Raw genomic sequence first — 12,187 nt, forward strand, 5'->3', positions numbered from 1 at the left:
AACATTCGGTACCGACGCTGGTACCGACGCTGGTGCTGGTGCTGGCGCTGGTGCGGGCGCTGGTGCTGGTGCTGGTGCTGGTGCTGGTGCTGGCGCTGGTGCGGGCGCTGGTGCTGGCGCTGGTGCTGGTGCTGGTGCTGGTGCCGGGGCTGGTGCGGGTGCGGGTGCTGGTGCTGGTGCCGGGGCTGGTGCCGGGGCTGGTGTTTGTAAAGGTGCGGGTGCGGGTGCGGGTGCTGGTGCCGGTGCCGGGGCTGGTGCCGGGGCTGGTGCCGGGGCGGGTGCCGGGGCGGGTGCGGGTGCTGGCGCTGGTGCGGGTGCGGGTGCTGGTGCTGGTGTTGGTGCTGGTGCTGGTGCTGGTGCCGGTGCCGGGGCGGGTGCCGGGGCGGGTGCAGGCGTTAGTGTTTGTAAAGGTGCGGGTGCAGGTGCGGGTGCAGGTGCTGGTGCAGGTGCTGGTGCAGGTGCTGGTGTCGGTGCGGGTGTTGGTGCTGGTGTTGGTGCGGGTGTTGGTGCTGGTGTTGGTGCTGGTGTTGGTGCTGGTGTTGGTGCTGGTGTCGGTGCGGGTGTCGGTGCGGGTGTCGGCGCGGGTGTCGGCGCTGGGGCCGGCGCTGGGGTCGGTGCTGGTGTCGGCGCTGGTGTGGGTGCTGGTGTCGGCGCTGGTGTTGGTGTCGCTGCAGGTGCTGGGGTTGGTGTCGCTGCGGGTGCTGGTGTTGGTGTCGCTGCGGGTGCTGGTGTTGGTGTCGCTGCTGGTGCTGGTGTCGGTGTCGCTGCTGGTGTCGGTGCGGGTGCTGGCGATACTGAAGAAGCCGTAATGTTAATTTGGGTCGGCTGTACTATCTGAGGATCGGGGCTGAAATAACTTCCCTGTGTAATAACATTTTCCTTCTTTGGACCCCCAGTGGCAATGCTGCCAGCAGTACCGTTGAGTTTGTTATAGTCGGGCCCGACGCTGAAAGGAGTGTTCGAGGCTTCGCCACCACCGTAGCCAATGGTGATATTTCCACCATTAGCGCTACCAGTAGTGGATGCGGAAATGCTGCAAGGTTGCGACAAGCAGTTGTTATCGTTTGTGAAAGTGCCTGTCGCTCGGAAATTATCGCCGGCTGTAATGTAAATCTCTCCTCCGCCCGTTCGGCCTTCGGTGTTGATATGGGTTACTTGTATGTCGTTGCGCGCGTTGAGGGTGACTGCGCCGCCTTGTTTTTCCTCGGAGTTGGCGTCTATGAACCCTGTTTGAATGCTGCTTGAGGGTGCTGCAATACTAACGTCTCCGGCGTTGCTCGTTTTGTCGATCGATCCTGCGTTGATATTGCCTGTTTCTACTTTTCCTGTACGGCTGGTGACGGTGATGTTGCCGCCTGCGGTGGTGTCGGAGTGGGAGTCGAGATCCGCAGTCCTAATGTCGCCACCAGCTTCTAGGGCGATGGGGCCGCCTTGGGAACTTGTCAGGTTTCCGCTGGCTGCAATGGTGTTGGCTGCTTGAATTTCGATCGCCCCAGCGTTTGCATCTTTTACTGCAACGTCCCCCGCAGCTACTGCTCGGTTAGACGCCGTGAGTACCACTTCACCGCTGGCATTGACGCTGAGGCCTGTAGCGTTCGTTTCACCGATGCCTGTGAGCAGTTCGGGCAAGGTTGCGATCGAGAATGTCGAAGCTGTGCTGGATGTTTCTGTGGTGCTAGTCGCTGAGGGCGGCTCGATTTCCAAACTCAGCAAATTGCCTCGCTGGCGGATCTGCACTAAATTTGTCCCCAAAACTGATGCTACGGTAATTTGACCGCCTGGGGCAGAAACGCTGCCGGTGCTGACAACGGTGCCGCCGAGCAAGGTTAAGTTCTGCCCTGACTTGACGGCTAAGTCTGCCGTGCTGATAATTGCCCCTGCTCGATCGGCCCCAAAAGCAAAGGAATTGGGCGCGCCTGTCAGAGATGTGTAGGTGCTACTACCGACAGCGTTAAACGAGTTTGAACCAAATCCAATAGCGGTGGCGGTGGTTGCTGTGAAAGAAGCCGGCACGTTTAAGCTGGCACTGTTGCCAAATATGATGCCGGATGGATTCATCAGAAACAAGTTAGAATTGCCGCCGGTTACTTGAATTAAGCCGTTAATAATCGACGGGTTGCCGCCGCCTATGCCCGCTAAAATGTTGCGAATGTTGGGGTTTGATATAAAGTTGGCAATCTGATTTTCCGACAAGCCGAATTCTTTAAAGCTGTGGAAAAGATTTTGTCGATCGCTCGATAATTGTCCGCCTTGAATATCGAAGCGAGTTGGCTGCCCAGGAGTTCCGTTTTGGGCTGCGGGAGTGACGGTAGTGCCTGTTGCGTTCGCCGCTGGAACAATTGTTTGACCTTCTGCTTTGGCTTGCACAAAGTAAAGATTTATTAAGACTATTTGCAGAGCAAGTGTCAGTTTGCTTATTCTTACTTTTGAGAGGAATTTCGACGTTTTTTGAATATTTTTGATGGTTTTCATAGGTTTTTAATGGGTAAAATATATATAGTCTTTCTCAGTAACATGAGGTGCTCATAGGACAGAGGGCATAGGGCATAGGGCATAGGGCATAGGGCATAGGACTAACCCATACCTCACTACGCTTGAGAACCGCTATAAATCACAGAAATTAAATAAAGAAACCGGCTTTGTAGAAAAAACTTGGTTGACGGCTGTGTCACTAAAGATTTGCACATCTGTGCTGTGTCTGGTCAATTTCGTAGAAGATTGGAAATCTACCCCTCATTTTCAGAGGTGGTATTTTTGAGCTATTCTGTCAGTCTTATTGCTAAGTAAGGTTTGCCTGGTAAATGTTCACGTTCCCTTGTTAGGAAAGCGACACGCTTGGCTATAAACCTGTTCACTCGTTCATTAATCGCCTTCGACAGTGCATAATGCTGGCGTTTACATCACGGTGTTATGACCAGATGAACGTAGTCAGTTAAGACGCTTGACTGCACGTTCCGATGTTGTACAGGTGCTGACTAGGAAGGCCAATATCTGCATAGGTTTTTCGGAACGGTTGAAGACGCTATCTTTATGAAGCAACCGGGTTTCTGACTGCAAGTGCATTCAGGAGTCAATGGGTAGAAATGGCCTTTGCTTTGGCAATTTTCTCAGCGTATCTTTTCCACAATCTAAATATAACTCGAAATGCCTAGGCTCTGTATCTTCCCCATGACATATTAATAAAACATAACAAAAACGGCCTTTCTAGAGGCTCTCCGACGCCTATAAACCCGTTTTTTTAACTATTATTCATAGTCTGAAGGAAGTATAGGGGTTCAAAAACTAGGTTTCTGCGTCCAATACTGACCCGGAAACATCCCCAAATATTTTATAGAAAACAAAAAATACTCGACACTTGCCGAAACTTAAAATTAGGGAAAGAAGAAATGAGAAGGAGTCAAGGGATTTTAGATTTTAGATTTTAGATTTTAGATTTAAGCATTTACCCCACGGATAAATTCGGGGGGCAAGTTTCATCGGATACAGGTTTTTTATTTCACCGGTCCTGAGTCTGCGAAGGAATGAATCCGGGGGCTTGTATCGTGGATGCTTGATTGTCAGAAGACAGAATTCTGAATTCCCAATACCCCATGCCTGAAGTGATGGTTAACGGTCACGGAAAGAATTTTTTGTGATCCACGATTAAAATCGGGGGCTTGAAACCTCGATTCTCCATCCTGTCGCACAGAATCCCTTCTGGATTCTGGCTGTTTAATTCTGAATTCTTCTTCAGTAATATCATGTCCGATCGATCGCCCATAATACAATTGCCGGGGCGGGTTTGTGAGATTGTCCCTTTTTGGCAAATATTATTGGTGAACCCGCCCCTACAGGAATCAGGGTAATCGACCGGACATGATATAAGTCAAATTGTTAGGGTGTTCAAAAACCCGGTTTATTTAAATAAAAAACCGGGTTTTTTGGTTTTTTTGTGTGAGGTTTTGTGAAGGAAAACTACTTAAATCCGGCTCAATTTCCCTCTTATAATCAACTCCACTATTGCCGATTGCGATCGCCTGCTTTTGGGTTTTAATCGATCGCCCTGTGGGTGTTTAAGGGGGTGTGCAGGCGGATTTGTGGAAGGATTTAAGAGTTAATTGGGTGAAGTTTGGACAGTGGGCGAGGGACTGGGTGAAGCAGGGCGCGGTGAAGCAGGGCGCGGTGAAGGCTTTGCAGAAGGACTGGATTGGGTGGATTTTTTGAGACCGACAAAAGCGTCATAACGGGTGGTACGATCGCCAATGACGGCCGCTGTAACGCCGATCGACCGCGTGGCGTCAATCCACATTTTTTGGCTGGGAGGAAACTCCGGCAAAGCTAGGTTTTTCGGGTTAAACGCACTCTCGGTGTCAATGAAGAAATTGCCGTTGTGGGGTTTAAGTTCCGATCGGACTGTTTTCTGGAACAGTTCGCTGCTTAAAAGCGGACTTTTCGGTTCCGGCACGATCGCATCAACCACTGGAGCTCCTACTGTCATAAACGCTACATCGTTCATCCAGCCGCGAGTTACCGTAATCCCTCCAAACGGCGATGTCCATTTAATCGCCGATTTGCCGCCGACTTGAATTTCCTCCACTCTAAACCCTTTAGTTTTCATCGTTTCATCAAGCTGTTTCAGAGATTTGTTGGCAGCGCCCTGGTTGTTTGTTTCCACCATAAATACAAATCCGGCAGCAAATTTGTCTCTGGGATTCTGGGCGGGGGCTGGTATTAATGATAGAGAAAATTCTCCCGCCATCCAGTTCATCAAGTCTTTATCTAAATCCAGGCCGGTAGTGGATTTTAAACCTGTGCGTAAAACTTGGGGATTAATCGGGGAAATCGGGTTGGCATCGGCTCCTAATACGTAGTCTTGCCACAAACGCTGCAAGTTGCCACCGGATACCATCATTATTGTATTGCTGGGCAGGCGGTTAACCATTTTTAGAGCATTGTTTTCTACTGCTATCCTCCTGGTAGAATCGGGTTTTAGCCAAGAGACAGATTTGAAGGCAATTCCTTCTACATCCAGCGTCGCTGTGGTGGCAAATCCTTGATTTTGTTGCAGTTTTTCCAGGCTTTCGGGCGAAATTTCACGGGCTGAGTTGGCGGCGGCATAGGCGGCGGCAACGGGCATATTGACGTAGATTTGACCGAAGGCACCCGGACTTTTTATTTTGTCTATGGCGTCTGCATAGCCTGGGGTTTTGGCTAGCGAAGGTTCGCCTTTGTAGGTGTCGATTATTCTGTCTGTAGCGCTAGGATCTGTGGTGACTGCTAGATAGTTTGTGCCGAGTACCGCGACTGAAAAATTGCGATCGGGTACGCCTTGAGTTTCTGTGACTTGCACGCCTTTATAATTACGCTCAACTATTTTTCCTTGGCTCAGAGGCCTGGGTTTTGCTAATAATTCTTTGGCTTTGACCGGGTTGGCAATTGGCAGGATAATTGCCACTGACTGTTGAATTGGCGGAGACGGGGGCGCATTGGGTGCGGGCGAGGGGGCTGGTATAGCTATTTTGTTGCGGAGAAAGGCTACCATTGCTGTGTTACCCACCCAGGGTTGAATGTCTTGCTGGTAGGCGTAGCCGTTGCTGGTGAGGAGGCGATCGCGCATTTCAGTTAAAAACCTCTCAAACGAAGCTTTTGACTCCGGCGTGCCAAACTCTCGCAGTCTATTCCACTGCGCTTCATCGGTGGTGATGGATAGGGCCATCATCGTATCTTGGGGGACAACCGTTGCCCCCGGCGGCAAATCTTTGGCGGGCCCACGGGAAATGACGAGGTAGTAGGTGACAAAGCCTAAACCGATCAGAAGTGTGGCGGCTCCGATCGTAAACAGCAGGGAAGATTTATCTTTCTTAAACATTATTCGTAAGGTTCGGGTGCTCGCAACATCATAAATTATATTGGGGATGCGGCATGGGGGATGGGGCATGGGGGATGGGGCATGGGCCAAACAGGGCATTGGTAATTTGTTGTTTTTTATTTGTTATTAGAAAAACTACTAACCAGTAACCACTAACCACTAATCACTATAGTCCTAGATACGGAAACCGTTTTTTTACTAAATAGTGCATTTTTGCCTTTAATACTGGTGAAAAACCCGGTTTATTTCGTATTTACGCGAAGTCCTACACTAACTATCCCCAAGGCCCGATGCCCCATGCCCCATGCCCCATGCCCAATTCCCAATTCCCTGATGTTAGTTTCTGGCCTTAAAGTCTTTAAAGATAGTTTGAAACGAGTACATCAGTCGATGGACATCGTTTGTGGCTCTCGGAAAAATGTTTAGTTCCCATTTTTTGCGAGCGGTAGTTAGCAGTTTTGCTACGGGTTGGGAGTAACTGTTAGAAATGAAATAGCTGCCGCCTTCGTAGCGAATGTCTGACGCTAAGCCGATAAAAGCACCAGCCATTTCTAGTTTAAGTTCTGAGGTGCTGTGCTGAGAGTTTACTGCTAAAATTACCTGCGAGTGTCGGGGTTCGCGGTTGAGCAAGCGGCAGATATTTGCTTCTTTTTGGTACAAAATTAAAACGTTGCAGTTGTGCAGAACTCCGGCTCTACCTTGGACTTTTACTCCTAGGTGAACTTCCAGGGCTGGTTTGTCGGGAAATTCCACAACAGCATGAGTATAGGGATGTGCACTTCCGTGGATTTTCCCCGCCGTTTTTCTAAATGTTAAATATTTCGGTGTTTCGTCGTCTAAAACATTGTTGTAATAAATAGTCCCGCCTTCATTAGCAACTGCTTTTAGCAGAATAGTGAAGAGGTAAGTGTCAAAAATTCTGGCTTGTTCTGCCGCTGTGTTAAAATCGGGATCGATCGAGCTTTTTAATTTGCTTTTTATTTCGGAATTGATGGCGTAGTTGCTCGGCCCGGAAGGCAGTTTTTCGAGCAAGTGCTTGAGGGCGATCGCCTGTTTGTGACGGGGGGCTGTGACGCTGGAGGTAAACTCGATTGTTTTGGCAGTTTCGGCACCTGAATTGGCAAAGGTAATTTTTGTGCCGAGGGGAGAGGTTTCTGATTCTACTTTCAAGAAATAAGCAATTTCGTCTTCCATTTCGGAAGTGTTAACCGTCGCTTGTTCGACAGCATTAATTAACAGCAAAAGTTGTTCTTTTGCGGTATAATCTTCTATCTTGAGCAGAGGTGTTTTTCTTTTGAGCGATCGCTCTTCAATTACTTTGCCTATCTCTACAGTATCGGCTACTTGTTGAACTACCCAACCCAAATTAAACTCATCCAGAATTGCCGCCAGTTCTTGATAGAGTTTGGCGTACTCGATCTCGTCCATAATTGTTTCTGCGCTGCACACTATTTTGATTATACAAGATAGTTTGATTTTTTGGTCAATGCCCTGTATTTGTCGATCGACTAAGTAAAAACACCCAACTGCTTTCCCACCTTGGGGCGGGGGTTGCCTTCTTCCTTCTCTCGTAGATAACTAAAGGCTTCTTGCTTCTTCCTTCTTGCTTCTTCCTTCTTCCTTCGATAGAGAGTAAGCTATTCTACGACATTCTGTAGCGATCGAACTATGGCAACTATCAACGACAACTACCTCAAACTCAAAGCTGGCTACCTGTTTCCCGAAATTGGGCGCAGGGTGAAAGCCTATGCAGAGGCGAATCCCCAAGCGCCCATCATCCGGCTGGGGATTGGCGACGTAACGGAACCACTACCGGCTGCTTGTCGGGAGGCGATGGTGAAGGCGGTGGAAGACATGGGCTCGCGGGATACCTTTAAAGGATACGGCCCGGAACAAGGTTATGAGTGGCTGCGGGAGAAAATTGCCGAGCACGATTTCAAGTCGCGGGGATGCGATGTTGATGCTTCGGAAATCTTTATTTCTGATGGTTCTAAGTGCGATTGTGGCAATATTCTCGATATCTTTGGCAACAATAACACGATCGCAGTTACCGATCCAGTTTATCCGGTGTATGTAGACACTAACGTGATGGCTGGCCACACGGGAGATGCGAACGAAAATGGCGAATACGGCGGCTTAGTTTACCTGCCAATTACAGCGGAAAACAATTTTACTGCGGAAATTCCCACCGACAAAAAAGTCGATTTAATTTACTTGTGTTTTCCGAATAACCCGACGGGGGCAACTGCAACTAAGGAACACTTGCAAGCTTGGGTAAATTATGCTAAAGCTAACGGTTCGATTATTTTCTTCGATGCGGCCTACGAAGCCTATATTACCGATCCGAGTTTACCGCATTCTATCTACGAAATTGAAGGGGCGCGGGATTGTGCGATCGAATTTCGTTCTTTTTCCAAAAATGCTGGTTTTACGGGTACTCGCTGCGCGTTAACAGTTGTACCGAAGACTTTGACTGGAAAAGCAGCAGATGGTTCCGATGTCGAAATTTGGAAATTGTGGAACCGCCGCCAATCTACTAAGTTTAACGGTGTTTCTTACATCGTGCAGCGCGGTGCTGAGGCGGTTTATTCGGAGGCTGGCAAGGCACAAATTCAGGCTTTAGTCAATTTTTACATGGAAAATGCTGCGATTATTCGCGAGAAATTGACAGCAGCGGGAATAGAGGTTTTTGGTGGGGAAAATGCACCTTATGTGTGGGTGAAAACGCCTGACGGTTTGTCGAGTTGGGATTTCTTTCAGAAGTTGCTGGAAACTTGCAATGTGGTGGGAACTCCGGGTTCTGGTTTTGGTGCCGCGGGTGAGGGTTATTTCCGCATTTCGGCGTTTAATAGTCGGGAGAATGTGGAGGAAGCGATGAGACGAATTGTGGAGAAGTTTAAGGTGTAAAAGGGCGAGAGATAAATCTTTTTGGGGCCGGGTTCTTCGGCCCACCCCACAAGAAAATTGATCTCTTCTGGAACAGGCATCTTGCCTGTTCATGCAAATGCTGAAAAATGTGAGTTATAATCAGCTTACTGCCGAATTTTCAGGCAGCCACTCCACAAATTCCTCGAAGTTTACGAGCTTGGGTAAAGTTAGAGTTATAGGTTTTCAGAATTACTGATAATATAAATTATATCTCTATCCATCTGCGTTTATCTGCGTGCATCTGCGGTTACAAACTCCCAATCTGCCAGTAGTGCCAGATTCAGACAATTTAAAATACTGGATTTAATCGGGCGCTTTTCATCCCAAAATACGATCGCTGAATAAAAGTTAATCGCTGCCGGTGAATTCAAAAGCTCAAAAGTTTGACGCGCAACTCCCTCGTCGTCAAAGCCGAGAAAGTAAACAGTATCATCAAAAACCACAGGTTTCTCAGCTATTTCACCGATCAACCTAAAATCCAGTTTTTTATAAAGCCCGCAAATCGCAATTTTCCAAAGTTTGAAGGTATAATCGCCAACTCCAAAAATCGAAAATCGAGGGTTGTTTTGATAAATTTTGCTTTTTCGATTATCTAAATATTGCCCGCAATCCTCCAGATAGCGCCCGGTTTTAGGAGCTATTTTTTTGATATTTTCAGTTGACTCCCCGATAAATTTTTGAGTAATGAGCATATATCGATCGGTAGCATTAATTCGATTTTGAGCAACACCAGAGCCTTTGATTAGCGGAAACAGATAAGTGTCCTCAATATCGACAACTTCTCCGAATGTATTTACAAAATAATTGTCTATTTTGCGAAACTCCATCACGTTAGAACAGTCGTGCTTTACACCAGATCGCCATTTTGTCCCTGAATTCACAGCATATAAATTACTCAATTTACTGAAAGAATTTATATCCTTAACCAAGAGATTGTTGTGATATCCAATTCGGTGACAGTCTGAAGTTTCTAAACTGCTAAATACATCGCAGAAGTAGTTTCGCGAATGAGCATCAAATTTGCAGACTAACAAACAAGCATCAACATTTGCATCAAAATATTTTTTAGCATCTATTTTGTAAGTTGCACAGTCAGCGAGATTGAGTTTTTGAGAGTGAAGGTAATTCAATAACTTTCTAGCAGTCGAAGTCTTGCAAAGCATCGCTAGATCGGCATCGCGCTTTTGCAGCCATTGCACCGCCTGAATCAGCATCCATTCTGAGATATCGAAGTTACTCTTACCTGTGAGAGCATCTAAGCCACTGTGATTTTGAAAATTGTTTTTTTTAGGTAAATTTTCGCTACCAATAGTTCCTTGTTGCGAGTTGGTCACCCACGGAAAGTTGCCGAGTACAAGCAGTCGAGTGCTACATCGATCGACTAATGATTTCCAATCAAAATCAAAGAAATCTCCGTGCCAAATATCGCATCTCTCATCCTGAAATAATTGCTTATTTAGTCTGACTTCTTTTAAGTAATTTTGATTTATTTCAACCCCGATAATTTTGGCGGCGGATGGAAACGAACGTGCAGCAGCTTGAATAAAATTACCGATACCGCACGTCGGCTCAATTATGGTGCCAGGATTGACATTAAGTTCTACTAATTTTCGACATACCATATCGGCTAATGCCGGCGGTGTCTGAAAATCGCCGTATTCTAGTTTGGTTTTGCGATTGTTAGAACTCATTGGTTAGATTTATAAACTGCGATAACACCTTCCTGTTGTCCGGCACGCTCAATGACCCTTCCATACTGAAGTCGCCATTGCAACGCATTAGAAATGGTCAAAAAACCTTGCAAGGGTGGGTTTCTCAGTATTTCGTCTGCAATGTTACCTGCTTCAATTTCGTCAACAGGTAGATTTTTGTCAAACATGAAAGCAAGCAAATCATCTTTATTGCCTTCGTTATCTAAAATATAGCGAATTCCACGGGTCATTTGAAAATCTGCTGTTCTTTCGGCACTAACGTAAATTGTATGCAAAATATTCAGCGTTGCAGTTCGGATGGTACTGTTGTCTGTCTTTTCGTAAACAAAGATAATCAGTGAATATCCCAGCCCAAAAATCTTTTGCCTTGCAGATTTGAAAGGACATGACGACTGCGGTTGCCTAACACTTGTTACCTTCACGTCAACCAATATCCCTGGGAAATCGATGCCGCTTGCTGAATTGCCATCTATAAATTCATATTGCTGCTTGAGATAGAGTCTGAACTTTTGCTCCAAATATGTTCCAACAGCCTTTCCGTCTGTGATTCCGTAAAGCAGAGGTTCCGGGTGTTGAGACTCGGCTGCTGAAAATATTGCCGCCTCAGAACAAAGAATTTCTACGGTCAGAGTTGTCATTTTGATGAACCACCACATTTTTAATTGGCTGAGAAGGTAAACAGTATCATTATTATTTGCCACTCTTAATATTCTATCGATCGCCCTCGCTGGGAAAACCAAATTGGTCTGGTAATTCAGCAGAGGTAATTTGCAGAATCTCTAGCAACTTCTTGTATTGAACAGGCGTTAGCTTCGGTACAGATCGCCCCGATTCCCAGTTCCTTACAGTTGTTTCGGTAACGCCAAGTGCGTCTGCTAGCTGCTTTTGGGTCAGCGATCGCTTAAGTCTGAGCCGCATTAGGGGCGATCGCTCTGATTTTTCTGGCATTTCCACAAGCAGCTTGACCCGTATAGTAAATTAATTTACGTAAATTACTTGACGTCTGACCGTAAATTGGTTTACGCTAAGGAAAGACATAAAGACGAGACAGCACCAGCTAAGCCACTTGTGCTTTAGGGGAATTGTTGTCTTTTCTTCAATCTGTCATTGTACGCGGTTTTACCGTTACAAAGCATCAAACCTATCCAAAATTATTGGTCAAAGCTATGTTGCAAGATTCATCATCGAACCAAACATCGCCGAATGTTTTAACCAACCAAACCTTTGAGGCCGATCGCGAAGCAGTCCGTCACGTCATCATCGGTTCGCCGCTGGGGGTACGGCGAACTATCCACCAACTGCACGCATTGCGCTACGAGGAAGCTGTTCGTTGGACTCATCCGATAGCCATTCCCGACAACCGCATCATTATTACACCCGATCAGGGAGAAATCATGAGTCTGTTAGTCAAATTAATCCGGCTGCAATGAAGTCTAAATGTGCGATCGATGTTTCTAGAATTGAGTCAAAAGTGCGATCGCGAATCTCTTCTCGTTGCCCGTGCTACACTCAACAGATATCTTGTATTCTTATCAAGAACAGGCAAGATGCCTGTTCCACAAAGAATGAGTTTACTTGTAGGGTAGGCATCCTGCCTGCCCTTGGCACAAATTTAACGATCGAGAACAGGCAAGATGCCTGTTCCACAAAGAATGAGTTTACTTGTAGGGTAGGCATCCTGCCTGCCCTTGGCACAAAT

8 protein-coding genes and 1 pseudogene are annotated in these 12,187 nt (G+C 47.0%); 3 read left to right on the forward strand and 6 right to left on the reverse strand.

What is annotated here, in order from left to right; genetic code table 11:
* The 3 genes from QT990_RS20995 to QT990_RS21005 all read right to left on the reverse strand — a co-directional run.
* Positions 1-2,367, reverse strand: a 2,367-nt coding sequence (locus tag QT990_RS20995) for a two-partner secretion domain-containing protein (protein ID WP_333465715.1), incomplete at its 3' end; no start/stop codon positions are given.
* A gap of 1,726 nt (positions 2,368-4,093) precedes the next feature.
* Positions 4,094-5,848: a DUF3352 domain-containing protein gene (locus QT990_RS21000; RefSeq protein WP_333144738.1), complete on the reverse strand. Its 1,755-nt coding sequence runs from the start codon at positions 5,846-5,848 to the stop codon at positions 4,094-4,096.
* 336 nt (positions 5,849-6,184) lie between these two features.
* Positions 6,185-7,276 carry a hypothetical protein gene (locus tag QT990_RS21005; protein ID WP_333144739.1) on the reverse strand — a complete coding sequence of 364 codons (1,092 nt, stop codon included), beginning with the start codon at positions 7,274-7,276 and terminating at the stop codon, positions 6,185-6,187.
* Between the two features lie 240 nt (positions 7,277-7,516).
* Between QT990_RS21005 and QT990_RS21010 the strand changes: the two genes are divergently transcribed.
* Positions 7,517-8,755: an LL-diaminopimelate aminotransferase gene (locus tag QT990_RS21010; RefSeq protein ID WP_333144740.1), complete on the forward strand. Its 1,239-nt coding sequence runs from the start codon at positions 7,517-7,519 to the stop codon at positions 8,753-8,755.
* Positions 8,756-9,003: 248 nt separating this feature from the next.
* Here QT990_RS21010 and QT990_RS21015 read toward each other — a convergent pair whose 3' ends face one another.
* From QT990_RS21015 to QT990_RS21025, 3 genes are read right to left on the reverse strand one after another with little or no spacing between them, the layout of a single operon-like run.
* Positions 9,004-10,467 carry a class I SAM-dependent methyltransferase gene (locus tag QT990_RS21015; RefSeq protein WP_333144741.1) on the reverse strand — a complete coding sequence of 488 codons (1,464 nt, stop codon included), beginning with the start codon at positions 10,465-10,467 and terminating at the stop codon, positions 9,004-9,006.
* Positions 10,464-11,189 (reverse strand): restriction endonuclease, encoded by a 726-nt coding sequence (locus QT990_RS21020; RefSeq protein WP_333042058.1) that lies wholly within the window; start codon positions 11,187-11,189, stop codon positions 10,464-10,466. The genes QT990_RS21015 and QT990_RS21020 overlap by 4 nt, the downstream gene beginning before the upstream one ends.
* 10 nt (positions 11,190-11,199) lie before the next feature.
* Positions 11,200-11,436 carry a helix-turn-helix transcriptional regulator gene (locus QT990_RS21025; protein ID WP_333144742.1) on the reverse strand — a complete coding sequence of 79 codons (237 nt, stop codon included), beginning with the start codon at positions 11,434-11,436 and terminating at the stop codon, positions 11,200-11,202.
* Positions 11,437-11,573: 137 nt separating this feature from the next.
* On the opposite strand from QT990_RS21025, the gene QT990_RS21030 reads away from it, so the two are divergent.
* Positions 11,574-11,918, forward strand: coding sequence for a hypothetical protein (locus QT990_RS21030; RefSeq protein ID WP_333300923.1), 345 nt, complete (start codon positions 11,574-11,576; stop codon positions 11,916-11,918).
* Positions 11,915-12,187: pseudogene (locus tag QT990_RS21035) on the forward strand (hypothetical protein); the annotation flags it as partial. The gene QT990_RS21030 and the pseudogene QT990_RS21035, both read left to right, overlap by 4 nt.

Source organism: Microcoleus sp. T3_B1 (assembly GCF_036700445.1).
GTDB lineage: Bacteria > Cyanobacteriota > Cyanobacteriia > Cyanobacteriales > Microcoleaceae > Microcoleus.

What these genes read in the sequence shown, in the direction of transcription:
- QT990_RS21015 (WP_333144741.1), bottom strand. Translation starts at nt 10,467, where the DNA reads ATGAGTTCTAACAATCGCAAAACCAAACTAGAATACGGCGATTTTCAG.
- QT990_RS21005 (WP_333144739.1), bottom strand. Translation starts at nt 7,276, where the DNA reads ATGGACGAGATCGAGTACGCCAAACTCTATCAAGAACTGGCGGCAATT.
- QT990_RS21010 (WP_333144740.1), top strand. Translation starts at nt 7,517, where the DNA reads ATGGCAACTATCAACGACAACTACCTCAAACTCAAAGCTGGCTACCTG.
- QT990_RS21025 (WP_333144742.1), bottom strand. Translation starts at nt 11,436, where the DNA reads ATGCCAGAAAAATCAGAGCGATCGCCCCTAATGCGGCTCAGACTTAAG.
- QT990_RS21000 (WP_333144738.1), bottom strand. Translation starts at nt 5,848, where the DNA reads ATGTTTAAGAAAGATAAATCTTCCCTGCTGTTTACGATCGGAGCCGCC.